The organism is Pseudoalteromonas sp. NCCP-2140, from assembly GCF_023708065.1.
In the GTDB taxonomy this organism is placed as follows: Bacteria; Pseudomonadota; Gammaproteobacteria; order Enterobacterales; family Alteromonadaceae; genus Pseudoalteromonas.
In genome coordinates, this window is the sequence record NZ_BRCZ01000006.1 from 276,730 (window position 1) to 297,075 (window position 20,346).

Below are 20,346 nucleotides of genomic sequence, written 5' to 3' on the forward strand. Positions count from 1 at the left end.
TGCTTAGAACAGCCGCCAACGACGTTTCTTCTGACGATTTTGATAGACCCACTGTAATTGTATTTCAGTGCTTGCGACAACCTTACCGTTATCACTGCTTATAAGTTCAAAACCTATGGTTTGTGCTGAATCAAATTGGTATCTAAATAAGCCTTTTTGTTGCATCAACCAGCACTGAATAATGTGCTTGCTTTGTGCGTTACGTAAGCAGTAATTGCCAACTTGCTCTTGATGCCATGTTAAATCAACTTCTGCGAAGCAATTTCTACCTTCACGCAGCGCTACGCAAGTGTCGGGCAGGGCAACTAACGCATTTTCAATATCTTTCTTACCTGCAGACTGTTGCTCAGCGAGTAATGGCCCCGACAGTAATAAGGTAAAGCACAAGTAATACTTAGAAAACATAACGCACGCCTACCTTGGCTTTATGCTGATACTCTTGAGAAATTATAGGGCTTTGGTGAATATCGTTTGAAAACCAAGTCGATAACCAACCAGTTAGAAACACCCAATGCCTGTTAATTGGGTATTCTGCATGAAATTCAAAAATAAGGCTGTAAGAGGTATCTGGGTTATATACAGGGCGATTTTCTAGCGCTTCAGCTTCTGAAATGCCAAAGTAGTAATTTGTAAAATCTTCTGAGTAGGCACTTAAGCCAACGCCAGAGCGAAATTCCCAATTTCGCCAAGGGATGATCTGGCTAAAAAAGGAATTCATCACCCAGCCATTATGTGCTCCTGAAATATCATGTAAGTACTCAAATGATATTTGCGAATTTTCAAATCGACGTGATAGGCGAAGGCCTACATCAAAGTCGTAGTCGCGTGTTCTGATCCCTTCAAGCTCTTCGATAACATCGTTACCATAAATATTTAAGCCTGTTTCATCAAAGCCAGATTGAACGTTGGTGCCGACAATATCTAAGCCCCATTCAAATTTATCGATAACGCTGTAACCTAGGGTTAAACCGCCGCTAAGTTGGCTTTGGTCGTAATCGAGGTAAAAGCTGTTGTAAGAAACGGCGAGGTGTACGTCAGGCTCTATACCATCATTGTAAGAGTCCATGCCTATAAGGTAAGAATCTTCAATGTAGTAACCTAAACCAATGCCCCAGTCCCATGCAAAGCCTTGGCTTGGCTCTAAAGTATTGTCTGCATAATAGCGGTTACTTGCTTGGCTTGTGGTACTAAGCAAGGTTAAACATATCAATAATAGGGCACTGTAAGCTCGCAATGTTGCTTCCTTGTCTGTTAGAAAGGGTAATAGCTTATAGTATATTGTTAAGGAGTTCCTGTAATCTGTAAAAAAATGTACTAGCAGGAATTAGAAATGTAAGAAAGTGTTGCAAATTCAAGAAGGAAGCTGTTTGCCTATGGGCAGACAAACAGCAAAAGCTAGTTACTGAACCTTAATTTTATCGATTAAAATACTGCTCAGGTAGTACTGCATCATAGGTGTAAGCGCGCTAATTTCAGTGCGGTTACACGGGCCTTGCTCTTTTTTTAAGGCGGTCATTTGCGTGATTGTTTGATAAGCAGGAACCGTCACTTCTTGATTAATTCGCGCCATGCGAGCTTGTTCCGAGTTTTGTTCGTGCACAAAGCTCGCTACTTCAAGCTCATTCTTGATTACTTGCTGTTGCACAAAGCTATAAATTAGTGGTTCACGATGAAAGCTTGCGCTATCAATCGATGATTTTGCGAACCACACAACATCACCAGTTCGCTTGTGAGTTAAGCGCATGCTTACTTGGCCTAAAATAGTCGCACATTGCTGAACGGGAAACTGTTTTGCAACTTCATCAAATAAAGGCAGAGGCTTTTCTGGTTTGACTAATTGATATTCTGTGTCTTCAATCAGTTCAAGATCAAGCTGGTGAATAGATAGGGTATAATCTGCTTGAGTAGCCTCTTTAACTACATTTAATTGTTTGGCTGCAAGTGCTTCAGTAAGCTGACCATACAGGGTATCAGTCACACTGGTTTTGTCGGCAACTATCACCACAGTTTGGTTTTTACTCACTGCATGTGCAGGCAACTGTACTGACTTCACTTTAGGAGCAGCATGCTCTGTTTGGTACTCAACTTGAAAACGCTGGCTTTGTAAGCTTGGTTTCTTTGGCATCGAAAGTAATGGAGCTGGTTCAGGTTTTAGGGCACAACCAGCTGAAATTAAAGTAAAAAACAAAACTACAAGTAAGCGCATGAAAAATAGTCTACCCATAAAAATTTAAGATTGAACGTATTGTACGTTAGTCGAGACAAAAGTTCATGATATTATGTTATGAGAAACTTCCAAAACAGGCATAAAAAAAATAAATAATGAAGTACAGCTTATCTTTAATTCCTTTTCTTTTTTCTTTAACACTGCTTTTAGTTAGCGGTGAAGCTGCTTCGAGTGATAAGCAATGGCAAACATTCGTTGCTGATTATAATAAACACCTCACCCGAAAATTAAAAAGTAAAGGGATCCCGGGTGGCTCATTAGCGATTGTAAATATTGGTCATGATGATTTTATTAATGGTATTGGTCGAACAAAAATAGAAAAAGGCCGCAAAGTCGATAAACATACCCGCTTTCGATTGGCATCAGTCTCTAAAACCTTTGCAGGCTCATTAACCGCTAAACTTGCAGCGCAAGGGGAGTTTAATATTGATGACCCAATAAGTAAGTTTATTCCTGCTTTTTCTAATACTGCTTACAAAGATGACTTAAAAATTTATCATATCCTTAGTCATTCTAGTGGCCTAGTACCTAATGCATACGATAACCTAATTGAGTCGCGTATGAGTTACCCAGATATTGTCGAGCGGCTATTGACGGTTGAGCCTATCTGCAAACCAAGCGAGTGCTACGGCTATCAAAATGTGATGTTTAGTTTGATTGACTCAGTGATTTATCAATCAACACAGATGGATTACACACATTGGATTTCAGAATATATCTTTGCGCCTTTAAAAATGGTGGATGCCAGTGTTGGTTTTGAGGGGATGGTTAAAGACAATAACTATGCACACCCTCATGTACGCGGCCGAAAACGTTGGTATACATCACGATTAAAGAAGAATTACTATAAAGTGCCTGCGGCTGCAGGTGTGAACGCCAGCGCAAATGACATGGCTATTTGGTTAAATGCGCAGCTAGGGCAATACCCTGACGTATTACCACTCGAAGCATTGATCAAACAAACCCGTCCTTATACACACACCAAAAAAGAAACTCGTCGCCGAGTTTGGCGAAGTCATGTTAAAGATGCTTATTATGGACTAGGTTGGCGTGTTTACAATTATGATGATGAAGTACTTTATTACCACAGTGGTTGGGTACAAGGTTATCGCAGCGATATCGTAGTATTCCCGCATCTAAACATAGGGTTTAGCTTAGTTCTAAATGCTGAAACAGGGTTAATTAATGAATTAACTACCGAGTTTATTAATCGGGTCCTTAAATACACGCGAGAGCAAAAATAGCCTAGTTAAAAAAGTTTAGTTACAAATTAATGCAAAATTATTTTTGCCTACAAAAAAGCCAGCATATTTGCTGGCTTTTTCTGATTCGAAATTTCACAAGGCAGGATTAACCGCGTGGTAATTGAATCTTTTTCTCTTCGCTTTGGCGATACAATACAATTGTATGGCCAATTGTTTGTAGTTTCGTTGCGCCTGTCTCGCGAACAATTGCATCAAAAATCAATGTTTTAGTTTCACGTTCATCTGTAGGAACTTTAACTTTGATTAGTTCATGAATTTCTAGAGCGCTTTGGATTTCAACTAAAACGCCTTCGGTTAATCCGTTTGCACCAAGTAATACAACAGGTTTTAAACTGTGCGCTTGGCCTTTTAAAAACTGCTTTTGTTTGTTCGATAATTTCATCATGTTACAAATTTTGCTGAATATGGCTTGAATTAAGGGTATTCTAACGCCATCTAGAGAATATTACTAATTAGTTACGTATTAATTTTATGGCAAATAAAAAACATTCAGCCAGTTCTAAGCGTTGGCTGAAAGAACATTTCGACGATCCTTATGTTCACGAAGCGCAAAAGAAAGGTTGGCGTTCTCGTGCGGTATTCAAATTAGACGAAATTCAAAATAAAGATAAATTAATCAAACCATCGATGACGGTGGTTGATTTAGGTGCTGCGCCAGGTAGTTGGTCGCAATATCTAGCAGAAAAAGTAGGTGATAAAGGCCAAGTAATTGCTTGTGATATCTTACCTATGGACTCGCTTGCAGGTGTTGACTTCTTACAAGGCGACTTTCGTGAAGAAGCGGTGCTTGATGCTCTTTTAACGCGTATTGATGGAAAAAATGTTGATGTAGTTTTTTCTGATATGGCACCCAATATGAGTGGCAATACATCTGTTGACCAAGCTGGTAGTATGTACTTAGTTGAGTTGGCATTAGATATGTGCCACCAAGTTTTAAAGAAAAATGGCGCATTTTGTGTCAAAGTCTTCCAAGGCGAAGGATTTGATCAATACTTGCAGGAAGTACGTAATAGCTTTAAAGCGGTTAAAATTAGAAAGCCCGATGCATCACGCGCCCGTTCTCGGGAAGTTTATATAGTGGCGACAGGCTATAAACTGTAGTACAGTTGTGCTGCGTTAAGTTGAATTTAAATTAATTGGATACAAGAGGTTAACTCCTTGAGCGATATGGCGAAAAATCTAATACTCTGGCTGGTCATTGCAGTTGTGCTAATGTCAGTGTTTCAGAGCTTTAATGGTGGTGATCAGGCAGATCGCCAAACAAGTTACACTCAATTTGTTAGCGACGCTCGTAGTGGCGCTATCCAAGAAGTCTCAATTGAAAGCACCACAGGTACGATTACTGGTACTAAAACAAATGGTGAGCGCTTTCAAACCATCATGCCAATGTATGATAAAGACATCTTGAATGATCTTTTAAAAAGCAACGTTAATGTAAAAGGCGTTAAGCCAGAAGAGCAGTCATTCCTCGCCAGCATTTTAATCTCCTGGTTCCCGATGTTACTGCTTATTGGTGTGTGGATTTTCTTCATGCGTCAAATGCAAGGTGGTGGCGGTAAAGGCGCGATGTCTTTCGGTAAGAGTAAAGCGCGTCTGATGAGTGAAGACCAAGTTAAAACGACGTTTGCTGATGTTGCTGGTTGTGACGAAGCGAAAGAAGATGTAACTGAACTTGTAGACTTCTTACGTGACCCATCAAAATTCCAGAAGCTAGGTGGTAGCATCCCGAAAGGTGTGTTGATGGTTGGTCCTCCTGGTACAGGTAAAACATTACTAGCTAAAGCGGTAGCTGGTGAAGCTAAAGTGCCGTTTTTCACAATTTCAGGTTCTGATTTCGTAGAAATGTTTGTAGGTGTTGGTGCATCACGTGTACGTGACATGTTCGAGCAAGCGAAAAAAGCAGCACCTTGTATCATCTTTATTGATGAAATCGATGCAGTAGGCCGTAAGCGTGGCGCTGGTATGGGTGGTGGTCACGATGAGCGTGAGCAAACACTTAACCAAATGCTTGTTGAAATGGATGGCTTTGAAGGTAACGAAGGTATTATCGTTATCGCTGCAACCAACCGCCCAGATGTATTAGACCCTGCGTTATTACGTCCTGGCCGTTTTGACCGCCAAGTTGTTGTTGGTCTTCCTGATATTCGTGGCCGTGAGCAAATCCTTAAAGTTCACATGCGTAAGGTGCCACTAGGCGACAACGTAGAAGCCGCAGTTATTGCACGTGGTACGCCAGGTTTCTCTGGTGCTGACCTTGCAAACTTAGTTAACGAAGCCGCGTTATATGCAGCTCGTGGTAACAAACGCGTAGTAAGCATGGCAGAGTTTGACGCTGCAAAAGATAAAATCATGATGGGTGCAGAGCGCAAGACCATGGTGATGAGCGAGCAGGAAAAAGAAATGACTGCTTACCATGAAGCGGGTCACGCGATTGTTGGTCGCATGGTACCTGAACATGATCCAGTTTATAAAGTGTCTATCATTCCTCGTGGACGTGCGTTAGGTGTTACTATGTACTTGCCTGAGCAAGACCGTGTGAGCCACTCAAAAGAGCTTTTAGAGTCAATGATCTCTAGCCTTTACGGTGGTCGTATTGCTGAAGCACTGATCTACGGTGAAGATAAAGTGACAACTGGTGCAAGTAACGATATTGAGCGTGCGACCGATATTGCTCGTAAAATGGTTACCCAATGGGGTCTAAGTGAAAAGCTAGGTCCATTACTTTACGCTGAAGACCAAAACGAAATGTACATGGGTGGCGGCGGTAGCCGTGCTATGAGCATGTCTGATGAAACTGCAAAAGTGATCGACACAGAAGTTCGTTTATTCTCAGATCGTAACTACCAACGTGCAGAGCAAATCCTTAAAGATAACATTGATATCTTACATGCGATGAAAGATGCACTAATGAAGTACGAGACGATTGATGCGGGTCAAATTGATGACTTAATGGCACGTCAGCCTGTACGTGAGCCACGTGATGTTCATGACCGTCGCTCAGATGATAAAAAGCCTAGTGCGAAGGCTGAGCCTGTTGTTAATGAGACAAAAGCGGATGATTCAGTAAAAAAGGATGAAACAAGCCTTGATGACAAACCTGAATAGTCGTTAAAATATAATAAGCAAAAGCCCCGGATGCCGGGGCTTTTTTGTAGCATAAAATTGGCTCACTATCGTTGTTGAGCAAATGCATGGAAGTTTGAAGGTAAAAATGACCGCTCTTAAATTACCCCGAGGTCGTATTTTACACCTCGACTCCCCAGTGGTGATGGGGATTCTAAATGTCACTCCTGATTCATTTTCTGATGGCGGAAGTTACTGCCAACTAGACAGCGCTGTCAAACAAGCTCATACGTTATTAAATCAAGGTGCAAAAATAATTGATATAGGTGGTGAGTCAACTCGCCCAGGGGCACCTGATGTATCTCTTGAAGATGAACTTGAACGCGTTATTCCTTTAGTTAAAGCGCTTAGAGCAAGCAGTGATTGTATTATTTCCATTGATACCAGCAAGAGTGAAGTAATGCACCAAGCTATAATTGCAGGGGCTGACATAATCAATGATGTTAGAGCGTTACAGGAGCCTGGTGCGATAGAGGTATTGGCACAATACCCAGAGGTGGCAATTTGCTTAATGCATATGCAAGGTCAGCCCCGCACTATGCAAAGTAACCCACATTATGATGATTTATTTGCTGACATTAACGAATTCTTTGCAGAGCGTTTAGCCGCGTGTGAGCAAGCGGGCATTCAGCAACAACGTATTATTTTAGACCCAGGTTTTGGCTTTGGTAAAACACTGGCTCATAATTACGAAATTTTAAATAAGTTTGATGTATTTAACCAATTCAAGTTACCGGTTCTTGCGGGGTTATCTCGTAAATCAATGATCGGTAATTTATTAAATAGAGACACACATGAACGCTTAGCGGGAAGCCTTGCCGGCGCGCTGATTGCAGCACAAAATGGTGCTAAAATCATTCGCGTTCATGACGTACAAGAAACAGTTGATGTGCTTAACGTTTGGCAAGCATGTACTAAAGGAATTACAAATGAGTAAAACAAGAAAATATTTTGGCACGGACGGTGTACGAGGCATGGTTGGTGAGTACCCAATCACTCCAGAATTTGCGCTAAAGCTTGGTTGGGCTGCAGGTCGTGTTTTATCAAAAATTGGCACTAAAAAGGTCATTATTGGTAAAGATACCCGCATTTCTGGCTATATGCTTGAAACATCACTTGAGGCAGGTTTGATTGCTGCTGGTATTGATGTTGTTTTGTTAGGGCCAATGCCAACACCAGCAGTTGCATATCTTACGCAAACTTTCCGTGCTGAAGCGGGTATTGTAATTAGTGCATCTCATAATCCTTACCATGATAACGGTATTAAATTCTTTTCAAGCAGGGGCTTAAAGCTACCTGATGAAGTTGAGCTTGAAATCGAAGCTATGATGGATGAGCCAATGACCTGCGTTGCCTCTGACAAGCTTGGTAAAGCGCGTCGTTTAGAAACTGCTGATGGGCGCTACATTGAGTTTTGTAAAAGCCAATTCCCACAAGGTCTATCGCTAGAAGGTCTAAAAATTGTACTCGATTGCGCAAATGGTGCTACATACCATATTGCACCGTCAGTAATGCGTGAGTTAGGTGCTGAAGTAATCTGTCACGCCTGCGAGCCAAACGGGGTAAATATCAACCTTGAGTGTGGTGCAACCCATGTTGAAACGCTTAAACGCAAAGTATTAGAGCATAATGCTGATGTTGGTATTGCCTACGATGGTGATGGTGACCGAGTAATGATGGTTGACCACAATGGTCGTGTATTTGATGGTGATGACATTGTCTATATTATTGCTTGCCAAGCTGCAAATGACGATATTTTAGGTGGTGGTGTCGTTGGCACTGTTATGTCAAACATGGGTCTAGAAAATGCCTTAAAAGCGCGCGGTATTGGTTTCGCTCGCAGTAAAGTAGGCGATCGTTACGTGATGGAACTACTGCAAGAAAATGGCTGGAAAATAGGCGGTGAAAGTTCAGGTCACGTATTAAATCTTGATTTAATCAGCACGGGTGATGGCATTATCTCAAGCTTGCAAGTATTAGCAGCAATGGTTGCACAGAATAAAACGTTGCAAGACTTAGGGGCTGGTTTTACAAAATACCCAATGAAAATGATCAATGTTCGTTACCCACAAGGTACCGATCCGACGCAAGATCAAGCTGTAGTTGACATGGTAGCCCATGTTGAAGAGCAATTAGGTGATACTGGCCGAGTATTACTTCGTAAATCAGGAACTGAGCCTGTTGTGCGAGTAATGGTTGAAGCTGAGCAGGAAAAAGTTGTGCTTGATAGTGCACGTAAAATAGCTGAAGTTGTCGAAACTGTGAGCAAACAAACCCAGGCATAACAATAACCTCTTGTAACTTTGGGCAAGTCGAGTTAGTATCTTGCCCGCTTTCTAATGTGGAGTGGAATAATGGCAACACGTAAGCCGATGGTCGCAGGTAATTGGAAAATGAACGGCTCTCTAGAGCTTGTTGAACAGTTATCAACTGCTATCAAAAATGTTCAATCGGATGAACTGGATATAGTGGTGTTTCCACCATTCCCATTGTTGAGTTCTTTGCAGCAACAAAACGTCACGTTTGGTTCGCAAACAGTCTCTGAAAACCAAGCTGGTGCTTTTACTGGTGAAGTAGATGCTCAGTTAGTAAAAGACTTAGGGGCAACTTACACCTTGGTTGGTCACTCTGAACGTCGTAGCATTTACGGTGAGTCAGATGAAGTTGTTGCAGATAAGTTTGCGCGAGCGCAGCAAGTTGGCTTAACTCCTATCCTATGTGTGGGTGAAAGCGAGCAGCAACGTGAAGCAAACGAAACTGAATTAGTGGTTGCAGCTCAAATTGATGCTGTAATTAGCAAATTAGGTGTAGCAGCACTGAAGAATTCTGTGGTAGCATACGAGCCCGTTTGGGCCATTGGCACAGGTAAGACTGCCTCTCCTGAGCAAGCGCAAGCCGTGCACAAGTTTATCCGCGAGAAGGTTGCTTCTTCAGATAGCGATGTAGCACAGCAATTAACCATCTTATATGGTGGTAGCGTGAATGAAAAAAATAGCGAATTATTATTTGCACAACCAGATATAGACGGCGGCCTTATTGGTGGCGCGAGTCTTAAAGCAGATTCTTTTACTGCTATCTGTGAAAGTGCAAAAGGGACCGTATAAGATGTACGAAATTTTATTAGTAGTTTATTTAATTGTTGCTTTAGCATTAGTTGGTATGGTTTTAATCCAACAAGGTAAAGGCGCAGATATGGGTTCATCATTTGGTGCTGGCGCTTCTGGTACCGTGTTTGGCTCATCAGGTGCTGGTAACTTCATGACTAAAACAACAACAATCTTAGCAACGATCTTCTTCGTACTAAGTATTGTTCTAGGTAACCTTACTGCAGGTCAAATCAAAAAGACTGATGAGTGGGAAAACTTAGAAGCTGCGCCAGCTGTTGAAACTGTAACGCCAGCACAATCTGATGTGCCTGTGACAGAAGATAAAACGTCTGACGTACCTAACTAATTAGCTTTGCTAATTATCGTTAAGCTGTTTTCATTCCTCAAGTAAACGTAAAGCTTAACAACATACAGAATTGTATGCGGATGTGGTGGAATTGGTAGACACGCCATCTTGAGGGGGTGGTGGCTTCGGCCGTGGGGGTTCAAGTCCCCCCATCCGCACCAAAATTAAAAAGCTGTAACTCACTGAGTTACAGCTTTTTTCGTTTTAGTGCTTAATAAAACAAAATGCGCACCTTTATAGTGCTTTTATTCTAATGCCATTCCCCTGAACGAAATTAACTCATTGATTATTAAGTGAAATAAAACTTGGAGTCTTCCTTGCTTAACTAGAGTTAGTATCTCTACTACTTTGAGGAAGCAAGATGGCAAGAATGAGTTATTTAAGTGCTATAGAACGCTATGAAGAGCAACAACAGCTTATTCATGAACTGCTTCTTTCTATACTTGCCAGTGTTCAGGCATCGTTGACTAACAAGCAAGCGTATCAGCAGCTTGTCAATCAATACCCATTTCTAGAATTACAATATTGTTTGAATGAGCAAGGCATTCAGCAAGGTGATAATGTTTGTTTTAAGCGTCAGTACAAAAAGAAACTAGGTAATGTTGGAGCTGGGCAAGATTTAAGCGCTCGACCTTATTTTTTAGTCGCCTCTGCTGCGCCTGTTCCGCACTTTACTTCGCCATATATTTCGACAGCGACTAAACACCTTTGTATCTCAGTGATCAAAACAATCCCTTCAGGCAACGATGAACAGCAGTTTTTGGTTATCGATGTGTGTTTAACAGAGCTGATTGAATTTATTATGGGAGACACCAAGCGAGCCAGAATGACTCCTTACTTTAAGGTAGGTTATGGCCTGATTGTAGCTTGCTTATTCTGTTTGGTATTTTACCTGTTATATAAAGTGTTTGCCGGTATGGTGGACTTAGTCATAAGCGAAGATACCCAGTCAGACCCGCTTAAGCCTTTTACCATTATTATCTTTGTTACTTTAGCGTTGGCCATTTTTGATCTAGGCAAAACAATTCTAGAAGAAGAAATCCTCATGCATAAGGATATTTTTCGCCACAGCTCAACAAGACGTACGATCACACGTTTTATCTCAACAATTTTGATTGCTGTATCGATAGAAGCCTTACTTACCATGTTTAAAGCAGCACTCGGGCAAACTGAGTATGTTATACCTGCTGTATTGATGATGTTTGCTGTGGTAGGTCTGTTGATTGCACTGGCAATTTACGTTTACCTAGGCGCCAAGGCTGAAGATGTATTGACCCAGGTGCAACGCTTAAAAGTAAAACATTAATGAATAGGGCGCTTGTGTAAAACGCAGCGCCCTGAAATTGATTAAAGTGTACCGCCAATACCAATACTTGGGTTAACGTACACAGGGCCTACTTTAAACGGCGCATTAATATCTAGGCTTGCATAGGGCGTGCAGGCATTTAAAACTAAAACTGCAGCCGCAAGAGCAGCTAAGCGAATCATTTTTTTATTCATTACATTTGCTCCTGAATTACAATACCAGCGCCTGCTGGATCACGAATAATTGCGACGCTGCCACTTCGTACTTTGTCATTTGGTGCCATTAGAACTATGCCGCCTGCTGCGGTTACTTTTAATAGGGTCGCGTCAACATCGGCTACTTTAATGTAATTCACCCATGTGTTGCCTATCTCGGCATCTGGTTTTTTTACAAAGCCAATCGCAGGTGTGCCATTTAAGGCTAAGTAACTGTAATTGCCATTACTAAGTGGTTTATTTTGTGCTGAATAATTACCAAGTGATTGGTAAAAGGCTTTGCTCTGCTCTGGGTTATCACTCCATACTTCTTGCCAAATCCAGCCGTTATCAGTTTGCTGAGTTTCAGGGTCACCATTAACAGTATTGATCAGTGAAAACACAGCCCCTTGGGGGTCTTCTAATACAGCAATAGTGCCACGGCCTTTAATCTCGGTATTGCTTACTAAGACTTTACCACCGGCTTTGATAGTTTTTTCACTAACGGCAGCGATGTCTTTACTACTGATAAGGCTCAGCCAGTGGCTGGCATTTTGTTTATTATCAAGCTCTGCCATACCAGCAATTAATTTTCCATCTAATGATGCCAGCGTATAGCTGTCGTTAATGGCTTCGAATTGCCAACCAAATACACTGCCATAAAATGTTTGAGATTGTGCCAAATTGGGTGTAATCAAATCATGCCATACAACGTGACCTGAGTTTTTTGTTCCTGAATCACTGATTGCAGGTAATTCACTTGAGGTAAGCTGGCAACCTGTCAATGAGACCGCTGTGACTGCCATTAAAATTGTGGCGCGTAAGGGGGTGAGTACTTTCAAAGTTTGCTCCTTGCAAAATGGGGTCAAGTAAAAGCATAGACCATTATTTGTTTGTTATTCAATCAAAAACGATTTTCCCAAAAGGCAAAGAGTTAAATAATTATATTGCAAAAATACTTAAAGCTTTGAGCAATGCTGTATAGAGCAAGTTATAGGCGCTAGGATGGAAACAGAGTCATGAGGTATTACCGAGGTACAATTCACTTGCAATTTAGCCTGTAAGTTTATTGAGTTTGTCTATATTTCTTTCGCACCACTGCAAGGCTTTTTGTTTGTTTTTAACATTAATTTTTTGGTAAATCTTGTGCAAGTGAACACGCACAGTCGCTTCGCTAATAAATAAAGCATCGGCGATTTGAGGGCATGTTGCGCCAGAAGAAAGCAAGTGCAGTACTTTAGACTCTTTATACGTTAAGTTACTTGATTGAATTTGATTTTTTTGCTCAGTTTCGAGCATCACTCTCATCCATTTATCGCTCACTGTTCTTGGAAACCACAGTGCACCTTTTTTAATTTCTTGTAGCCCTTGTTCAAAAATATCTGTCTTGGTGTTTTTAAAAAATAACCCTTTTAGTTTCGGCCAGTCTTTTAATGGCAGCACATCCGCTCTATCAGGCATATTAAAAATTACCAAATGATGAAAGCCATGGCTCTTCATAAACTCACTTATTAAATCACGGTTGGTTAAAGTGTCTAAAGAGTCGTAATTAAGCAGCAGAGTTTTATCATCGTTCGCAATACAGTAAGGAAGAGTCGAAGCAGATGACACAAAATCAGCCGCGTTTTTATTAAAAAGAAAATCCATATTCACGCCAAAAACTATCGGTAAATGATAACAAGTAAATTGCGTTGCTGATTATTACGTGTAAAAAATGAAATTCCAACAGAGGAAAATCTTGCGCACATTTTTGTTTAGTTAGTTTTTGCTAACTTGGCTGCACTTTATTAAACATTACCTGAGCTAGGTACTCTTTTGAAGCTGAGAAATTTCTGAAATTTATTTCTACTTGATTGAAAAGCAATAAAAATAACGTTCATTTTCGTTCATTTTAATTGTGTTACCCAGAAAGTTTACTGCGATAATACAAAACTAAACATTTATTTTTATTTACTATTTTGTAAAGAATCTAGTGGTTTATAATTCGAAAACATGGAGGTAATGTGGTTTATTTATACTGTTTTTGATAAAAATTAAAATAATTATACATATTTTCACAAAACTGACATATAATACCCCTCCAGAGGAAAGATGCTTATAGCTAAGCGTCTTTTTTTATGCCTGAAATTTACGGGTAAAAATACACACACACGGTATCCTTTGGAGTTTTAATTGAAATTACGTCACCTCTCACAGTTAACTGTAGCTATTGTTGCTGCATTATCTACTTCAGCCTTTGCTGAGCAAGAAAAAACCACTGCTAAACAAGATGCTTTCGAAAAAATCGAAGTAACAGCGCGTAAGCGTACAGAAAGCATTTTTGAGTCGCCAACAGCAGTGACATCAATCGGTGAAAACCTGATTGATAAAGCGAACATGAGCAACCTAGAAGACATTGGTAAATACGTACCTAACCTAAATATCACTCGTTATGGTGTAGGTAATGCGGCCCATGCATCTGTATTTATTCGTGGTATTGGTTTACAAGACCACGTGATCACAACTGATCCGGGTGTAGGTGTTTACTTAGACGGTGTTTACCTTGGTCGCCAAATGGGCTCTAACTTATCATTACCAAATGTTGAGCGTGTAGAGGTATTACGTGGTCCACAAGGTACTTTGTACGGTCGTAACACATTAGGTGGTGCAGTAAATATTATTACTAAGCAACCTGGTGATGAAGGCATTGTGACTACAAATGCAAAAGTAGGTAGCCGTGGTCGTTTAGCCGGTGACGTTTACTTTAATAACAGCCTTACCGACACTGTAAGCATGTCTGCAAGCGTGTCTTATAAGCAACGCGATGGTGTAGGTGAAGCAATTAACCTTGCTAACCCAGAAAAAGAAATTGGTGAAGAGCAAGAGTTAAGTGGTCGTATGGCGCTTAAGTGGCAAGCAAACAGCGACTTATCTTTTGTGTTCTCTATTGATGGTGTTGATAACGAATCAGGCCAATCACCATACACAATTGAACTAACGGCACCACTTGATCCGAATGACCCATTCAATGGTGATTTCCCATTACTTACTGAAGACATGTTACCAAGCGATCCTGATGACTTAGCAACGACGGTAGCGGGTATTGAGTCGACGGCTTATTCAGGCTGGGGTACTTCATTAACAGCTGACTGGGATATCAATAATACGTATACAGCAAAGTTCATCACTAGCTACCGTAGCTCAGAATACGAAGGGGGTCTTGATGATGATGCTGTTGCCCTTAACTTATCTGAATTCCCAGAAGAAGGCGGCGCAGATCAATATTCATTCGAAATCCAGTTAAATGGTAGCTTCGATAGTATGGACTTTGTGTCTGGCTTATACTTCTTTAATGAAGATGGCTTCACAAGCTCTGGCCCGTTTGTATTTAGCCCATTCAACACACCTGATGGTCTTCTGAATGATGGTACTACAGCGTCTTTTGGTGATTATGGTTACTTTGATATCAACCAAGAGACTAACTCATACGCAGCTTATATCAATGCAAGCTATGACCTAAGCGATGATTTAACTGTGGGCGGTGGTCTACGTTATTCAAAAGATAAAAAAGAAGCCGATGCCTTATTCCCAACGTTTGCGACACGTAAATACGTAAGTGCTGATTTTGATGCGGTAACATGGGATTTAAATGCGTCGTACCAGCTTAGCAATAACATGAACGTGTATGGCCAAATCCAAAAAGGTTATCAAACAGGTGGTTTCCCACCGCGTCCATTTGGTGGCCCAGATCAATTTGTTTCTTTCGATGAAACAAAAGCTATTAACTACGAGCTAGGCCTTAAAGGTCAGGTACATGAAGATGTATCTATGATGCTTGCGGTGTTTGTCACTGATTATACCGACCTGGCATTACCATTCTCAGATCCAACTGCAGGTGGCGGTTTCGTTACTATCGTAGAAAATGCGGGTGAGTCTAAAGCACAAGGTATCGAGCTTGAGACAACAATCGCATTTACTGATGACTTTACGCTACGTAGCGCAATTGGTTACCTAGATTCAGAAATCACAGAAGTTGATGACGGTGTATTAGGTATTGGTAAAGGTGATTCACCAGCACTAACACCACGTTGGACTGTGATGGTCGCACCTTCTTATTTCATTGATTTAAGTAACGGTGGCACAGTGGCAGTTAACGCTAACTATTCATACCGTAGCGATATGCAAGGTCAATCAGTTTACAACCAAAGTGAACACATTGATTCTCGTGAATTAGTGGGTTTCAACATTTCTTACTTAAACCCGAACGGTGACTTTGAAGTGACTCTTTACGGTGAGAACGTGTTAAACGAAGTATACGATGTGGGTCGTTTACAACAATCTGGTTTTGTTGGAGTAATGCGCAGCAATGACCGTAGTGAATTTGGCTTAAAATTCAAAAAAGAATTTGAGCTTTAATTACTAACAAAGAAGGGCAAGTAAATACTTGCCCTTTCTTTTTAATTATTTTTCTCTTGCTCGCGTTTTTCGCGCGCTTCTCTTAATTCTTCAGCCAGTTCTTTTGCTTTTTGCTTGGTTTTTTCAGACAGCTCACCAGCCGCTTCTTTACTCTCAATCCATGCATCTAAGGCAATTTCTTTACCGTCGTCATACATGCTCAAGCCCATTTTCTTACTCTCTTCGAGTAACTCTTGCAGTGAGTCGTCGTTAAACTCATTGGTGGCGTCTTTTACGTCGCTCCAAGCATCATTTAGGGCTTGCTTTACTTCCTCTTTTGCTTCGCTGGCATCTTTCTTGGCTTGCTCTGCGTCATCACAACCTGTTAAGGCAATACAGCCTAATAAAACTAAGCTTGCTAATTTGTTCATATTTTTCTCTAATGGTTAATCAACTATAAAGCAGTATAAGCAATAAAAAATGAATATAGCTAGAACAGCACGATTAAGTTTTCGGTTAATGGATGAAAATGATGCCGAGCTACTTTATGAGCTAGATAACGACCCTGAGGTAATGAAACATCTCACTCGCGGCAAAGTATCCACTATGCAGGGCATTAAAGAGGTGTTTATTCCACGCTTGAATGCCTATAGAAATGAGCAAAAAGGGTGGGGGCTTTGGCAAGTAAATATCATCGAGAGCAATATTTTTATTGGCTGGGTATTAGTCAGGCCTATGGGCTTTTTTGAACAGCCTGATTTTAGTGATTTAGAAATTGGCTGGCGCTTTAAAAAAATGAGCTGGGGCAAAGGCTATGCGTCAGAGGCCGCACTTGCCATTGCCAAAGCAGTTAGCGAGCCAGAGGAAGTAAAGTCGCTCAGTGCCACAGCACTTAAAGATAACCTGGGCTCAATAAAGGTGATGGAAAAACTAGGCCTCAAGTTTGTAAAAAACTACAACCATAAAGATGAGCAAGGTGAATTACCTGCAGTACTTTATTCATGCCCTAAAGAGCAGCTTAGCTAAGTTAATCGTAACTAATTGACCTTAAGGGTTACACATGTCTAAATGGTTAAAATAACATCAAGAAAAAGGAAGTACCATGGCAAATTTAGTCAAATACGCGGCACATCTGTTGATCGTTACCGCGATATTCTTTCATCCGTCAAGTTTTGCAAAACAAGCAGCTGTCGCAATGCCTGATAGCTACAGCAGTGATACGGCACGGGCTATTTTAGAGCAAGGCGGTAACGCCGTTGATGCGGCAATTGCAGCACAGTTTGTATTAGCGGTTACTTTACCAGAAGCCGGAAACATCGGTGGTGGTGGCTTTATGCTGATCCAAAAAGATGGCAAAGGTGATTTTATTGATTACCGTGAAACAGCCCCTGCTGCAGCTCATCGCGATATGTACCTTGATGATAAAGGTGATGTTATTGATAACATGTCAGTGTACGGTATTCACGCAAGTGGAGTTACGGGCAGTGTTGCTGGAATGTGGCTTGCCCATCAAAAGCACGGCAGCTTAGAGTGGAAGACTCTGCTAGAGCCTGCGGTTAAATTAGCCGAGCAGGGCTTTATTGTGCATCCTAAGCTAGCCGCAAGTATCGAACGTTACATTGCGCGAATGGCCAAAAAATCGGTAAACATTAACTTTGCCGATTACTTTGCTGATGCCAAAGCAAATAAGGTATTTAAACAGCCGGAACTTGCCGCCACACTAAAACGTATTCGTGATCAAGGTAAAGCTGGTTTCTACGAAGGTGAGACAGCAAAGATCATTGCGACGTTTATGAAGCAACACGGCGGTATTATCACTGAGCAAGACTTAAAAGCTTATGAAGCTAAATCGCGTACACCGATTAAAGGTAATTGGCGCGGTTACGAAGTGCTCACATCGCCACCGCCAAGTTCAGGTGGTATTGCTATTTTACAATGGTTAAAAATGTACGACTTGGCAAAGCCAAAAGGAACGCTTGAGCACAACTCGACCACCTATGTTCATATTTTGGCTGAAGTAGGTAAACGCGTATTTGCCGACAGAGCTGAATATTTAGGTGACCCAGATTTTTATGAGGTGCCAAAAACAGCTCTACTTGCAGATGATTATCTTAGCAATCGTGCAAGTACAATTCGCCCAGATGCCATTTCAACTACCGAGAACATCAAACCAGGTTTACACGAAAGTGAGCAAACAACGCATTTTTCTATTCTAGATAAGTGGGGCAATGCTGTTGCGAATACCACGACCATCAACTTAAGTTTTGGTAGCGGCGTGGTTGTATCGGGCGCAGGATTTATTTTGAATGATGAAATGGATGACTTTAGTGCCAAGCCAGGTGTGATGAATGTATTTGGTGCAATTGGTGGTAAAGCTAACGAAATTCAACCCCATAAACGCATGTTGAGCTCAATGACACCGACCATTCTACTTCAGGATAACAAAGTTAAAATGGTAACTGGCTCTCCGGGTGGTACCACGATTATTAGCTCTGTGTATGAGTCAATTTTAAATGCGGTTGAATTTGATATGACAGCAGAGCAAGTGGTAGACAGCCCACGCTTTCATCACCAGTTATGGCCTAAAAATGTGATTAGATACCACACTGGTCTTGAACCAAAGGTTGTTAAAGCGCTTGAGAAAATGGGTTATACACTCGATGAACGCCATTTTGGTGATATGCATGTGATCATCAATAAAGACGGTAAATTAGATGCAGCTTCTGAAGCATCTGGCCGTGGTAAGGCGATGGTGTTTTAATTACACCTTAAACCAGACACAAAAAAAGCACCCTCGGGTGCTTTTTTTGATGAGCTGTTTAACCAATCGCTGGAATAAGCCCCGCCATTTGTAAACCTTGAGCACTAATAATAAGCACACCAAACAGGGCGGCCAGTGCTAAGCCAATATTACCGCCTTTAACTTGGTAACCCGCATCAGGATTGCTGCTTCGTTGCTTATAGACCATAGCTACAGGTAAAAACACCGCTAAAATAACCAGCGCAATGGCGGCGTAGCCAAGTGCCATAATAAACCCTTGTGGATAGAATAGCGCAAAGCCTAGCGGTGGAATAAAGGTGATCAAGGCTGTTTTGATACGATCTTTACTACCATCACCTTTTTTAAATGCATCAGCAAAAAAGTCGAACAAACCTAAACTCACCCCTAAGAAAGACGTGGCTAATGCTAAATCAGCAAAAATGTTCACAGCAGTGGCAACGTGTGGGCTGTGAGCAATGCTAGCAACACTGCTTACAAAACCGGGTAACCCTTGGCTTTGTAGCAAGTCGCTTTGACTCATCATGCCTTGGCTAAGTAATTGCCAAAAAATGTAAATTACTAAAGGCAATGCGGCACCTGCCACCATTACTTTACGAAGTGTTTTGATATCTAAACCCACGTATTTCACAATCGATGGAATAGAGCCATGAAAACCAAATGAGGTAAACACCACTGGGATTGCAGATAAAATCAGACCTTGTTCAATAGGCATTTCAAGTAAGTGTTGGCCATGAACATAAGGTGTCAGCATATAAAATAAGCTGGCTAGTACGCATACTTTAATAGTGAAAAGTACGCGGTTAAGTTTATCGACTTTGCTGGTACCGAGTGTCACCACAGTACCAATCACAACAGCCAGAATAACTGAGCCAACTTGCGGCGCTAAAGAAAGCGATAAACCATTGTTGAGCTTTTCTTGTAATTGCGCACCACCACCTGCGATATACGCAGCGCATAATGCGTAAAACAAAAACATCACAGAAAAGTTAGCGACCCATTGCCCACGTTTACCTAACCATGACTTAGCTAACGTATTGAGGGTTGCATCTCTGTCGGCATATTGATGTAGCTCTAGCATCAGTAATGCTGTGTAGGTCATTAAAACCCATGTAAGTAAGATAAGTGATAACGCTGTTGTGAAACCAAGCCCTGCGGAGGCGATAGGCAATGCCAGCATCCCTGCACCTATGGTGGTGCCAGCAACAATTAACATGCTACCTATTGTTTTATTTTTAAGCACTTTTTGCCCCTTAAACTTCGTGAGAGGCAAGCAAGATATAACTTGTTTAACAAAACTTAAATAGTTTTGTTATAAATCAAAGAAATTAAATGTAACCTATGATTTACATGTGCAAACAGGCTGTTGAAATCAGCAAAAAACTTTTTGCCAAATAGCATGAGTATTCGTGTTGACAAAATCATCATTTAGGCGGATTCTTAAGCTTCTTCAACTTACTTTATTAAATACCATGATGCAGCTAAACCAACGACCAACAAACAATTGTATGCGCCTGACCTCATCAGTCGTATGGTCTGTTATTTGCTGCGGTTAATTAAGTAAGTTTTACTAACCGCGTTCTAAGCGGTTGGTTATTTCCTTTTAAATTTTTCTTCCGCTTTTT

The 20,346-nt window shown here is 41.1% G+C and carries 20 protein-coding genes and 1 tRNA gene; 12 read left to right on the forward strand and 9 right to left on the reverse strand.

The features are described 5' to 3' along the window. Positions 1 to 3: 3 nt before the first annotated feature. The 3 genes from NFU46_RS14275 to NFU46_RS14285 all read right to left on the reverse strand — a co-directional run bounded on the left by NFU46_RS14275 (position 4) and on the right by NFU46_RS14285 (position 2,206). Positions 4 to 405: a DUF3019 domain-containing protein gene (locus NFU46_RS14275; RefSeq protein WP_175078974.1), complete on the reverse strand. Its 402-nt coding sequence runs from the start codon at positions 403 to 405 to the stop codon at positions 4 to 6. Then, on the reverse strand, positions 395 to 1,234 hold the full coding sequence (locus NFU46_RS14280; protein WP_251602672.1) for a MipA/OmpV family protein: 840 nt from the start codon (positions 1,232 to 1,234) through the stop codon (positions 395 to 397). Before NFU46_RS14280 ends, NFU46_RS14275 begins: the two co-directional genes overlap by 11 nt. Positions 1,235 to 1,399: 165 nt before the next feature. Further along, on the reverse strand, positions 1,400 to 2,206 hold the full coding sequence (locus NFU46_RS14285; RefSeq protein WP_251602674.1) for a hypothetical protein: 807 nt from the start codon (positions 2,204 to 2,206) through the stop codon (positions 1,400 to 1,402). Positions 2,207 to 2,322: 116 nt separating this feature from the next. On the opposite strand from NFU46_RS14285, the gene NFU46_RS14290 reads away from it, so the two are divergent. Next, positions 2,323 to 3,471 (forward strand): serine hydrolase, encoded by a 1,149-nt coding sequence (locus NFU46_RS14290; protein ID WP_175082073.1) that lies wholly within the window; start codon positions 2,323 to 2,325, stop codon positions 3,469 to 3,471. A 106-nt stretch (positions 3,472 to 3,577) separates the two neighbouring features. On the opposite strand, the gene yhbY is transcribed toward NFU46_RS14290, so the two are convergent. Beyond that, positions 3,578 to 3,874 carry a ribosome assembly RNA-binding protein YhbY gene (gene yhbY / locus NFU46_RS14295; protein WP_175082263.1) on the reverse strand — a complete coding sequence of 99 codons (297 nt, stop codon included), beginning with the start codon at positions 3,872 to 3,874 and terminating at the stop codon, positions 3,578 to 3,580. 89 nt (positions 3,875 to 3,963) lie between these two features. Between yhbY and rlmE the strand changes: the two genes are divergently transcribed. The 8 genes from rlmE (at position 3,964) to NFU46_RS14335 (ending at position 11,374) form a co-directional block, all read left to right on the forward strand. After that, positions 3,964 to 4,593 carry a 23S rRNA (uridine(2552)-2'-O)-methyltransferase RlmE gene (gene rlmE, locus NFU46_RS14300; protein ID WP_054551703.1) on the forward strand — a complete coding sequence of 210 codons (630 nt, stop codon included), beginning with the start codon at positions 3,964 to 3,966 and terminating at the stop codon, positions 4,591 to 4,593. A gap of 66 nt (positions 4,594 to 4,659) precedes the next feature. Continuing rightward, positions 4,660 to 6,597, forward strand: coding sequence for an ATP-dependent zinc metalloprotease FtsH (ftsH, locus tag NFU46_RS14305; protein ID WP_251602676.1), 1,938 nt, complete (start codon positions 4,660 to 4,662; stop codon positions 6,595 to 6,597). Between the two features lie 106 nt (positions 6,598 to 6,703). Then, positions 6,704 to 7,552, forward strand: a complete 849-nt coding sequence (folP, locus tag NFU46_RS14310) for a dihydropteroate synthase (RefSeq protein WP_251602678.1) — start codon at positions 6,704 to 6,706, stop codon at positions 7,550 to 7,552. Beyond that, complete coding sequence (gene glmM, locus NFU46_RS14315) at positions 7,545 to 8,900, forward strand: phosphoglucosamine mutase (protein WP_055196995.1); 1,356 nt, start codon at positions 7,545 to 7,547, stop codon at positions 8,898 to 8,900. Before folP ends, glmM begins: the two co-directional genes overlap by 8 nt. A gap of 69 nt (positions 8,901 to 8,969) precedes the next feature. After that, positions 8,970 to 9,719 carry a triose-phosphate isomerase gene (gene tpiA, locus NFU46_RS14320; RefSeq protein ID WP_251602680.1) on the forward strand — a complete coding sequence of 250 codons (750 nt, stop codon included), beginning with the start codon at positions 8,970 to 8,972 and terminating at the stop codon, positions 9,717 to 9,719. Between the two features lies 1 nt (position 9,720). Next, entirely contained in the window at positions 9,721 to 10,068 is a 348-nt protein-coding gene (gene secG / locus NFU46_RS14325) for a preprotein translocase subunit SecG (RefSeq protein ID WP_187490104.1), read from the forward strand. A gap of 76 nt (positions 10,069 to 10,144) precedes the next feature. After that, positions 10,145 to 10,229, forward strand: a tRNA-Leu gene (locus tag NFU46_RS14330). A gap of 200 nt (positions 10,230 to 10,429) precedes the next feature. After that, positions 10,430 to 11,374, forward strand: a complete 945-nt coding sequence (locus NFU46_RS14335) for a general glycosylation pathway protein (protein WP_175078980.1) — start codon at positions 10,430 to 10,432, stop codon at positions 11,372 to 11,374. 41 nt (positions 11,375 to 11,415) lie between these two features. Here the strand turns inward: NFU46_RS14335 and NFU46_RS14340 are convergent, their stop codons facing one another. The 3 genes from NFU46_RS14340 to NFU46_RS14350 form a co-directional block, all read right to left on the reverse strand. Next, complete coding sequence (locus NFU46_RS14340) at positions 11,416 to 11,568, reverse strand: hypothetical protein (protein ID WP_165385100.1); 153 nt, start codon at positions 11,566 to 11,568, stop codon at positions 11,416 to 11,418. After that, a complete protein-coding gene (locus tag NFU46_RS14345) occupies positions 11,568 to 12,410 on the reverse strand; it encodes a VOC family protein (protein WP_251602681.1) in 843 nt (280 codons plus the stop codon). Before NFU46_RS14345 ends, NFU46_RS14340 begins: the two co-directional genes overlap by 1 nt. A gap of 211 nt (positions 12,411 to 12,621) precedes the next feature. Beyond that, positions 12,622 to 13,215, reverse strand: a complete 594-nt coding sequence (locus NFU46_RS14350; RefSeq protein ID WP_251602683.1) for a LuxR C-terminal-related transcriptional regulator — start codon at positions 13,213 to 13,215, stop codon at positions 12,622 to 12,624. Positions 13,216 to 13,740: 525 nt separating this feature from the next. Between NFU46_RS14350 and NFU46_RS14355 the strand changes: the two genes are divergently transcribed. Next, positions 13,741 to 15,963 (forward strand): TonB-dependent receptor, encoded by a 2,223-nt coding sequence (locus NFU46_RS14355; protein ID WP_251602685.1) that lies wholly within the window; start codon positions 13,741 to 13,743, stop codon positions 15,961 to 15,963. 41 nt (positions 15,964 to 16,004) lie between these two features. On the opposite strand, the gene NFU46_RS14360 is transcribed toward NFU46_RS14355, so the two are convergent. Next, positions 16,005 to 16,373: a hypothetical protein gene (locus tag NFU46_RS14360; RefSeq protein WP_054551695.1), complete on the reverse strand. Its 369-nt coding sequence runs from the start codon at positions 16,371 to 16,373 to the stop codon at positions 16,005 to 16,007. Positions 16,374 to 16,422: 49 nt separating this feature from the next. Between NFU46_RS14360 and NFU46_RS14365 the strand changes: the two genes are divergently transcribed. Then, on the forward strand, positions 16,423 to 16,968 hold the full coding sequence (locus NFU46_RS14365) for a GNAT family N-acetyltransferase (protein WP_251602687.1): 546 nt from the start codon (positions 16,423 to 16,425) through the stop codon (positions 16,966 to 16,968). A gap of 76 nt (positions 16,969 to 17,044) precedes the next feature. Beyond that, positions 17,045 to 18,703: a gamma-glutamyltransferase gene (ggt, locus tag NFU46_RS14370; protein WP_251602689.1), complete on the forward strand. Its 1,659-nt coding sequence runs from the start codon at positions 17,045 to 17,047 to the stop codon at positions 18,701 to 18,703. A 58-nt stretch (positions 18,704 to 18,761) separates the two neighbouring features. Here the strand turns inward: ggt and NFU46_RS14375 are convergent, their stop codons facing one another. Further along, positions 18,762 to 19,964, reverse strand: a complete 1,203-nt coding sequence (locus NFU46_RS14375) for an aromatic amino acid transport family protein (protein WP_251602691.1) — start codon at positions 19,962 to 19,964, stop codon at positions 18,762 to 18,764. Between the last annotated feature and the right edge of the window lie 382 nt (positions 19,965 to 20,346).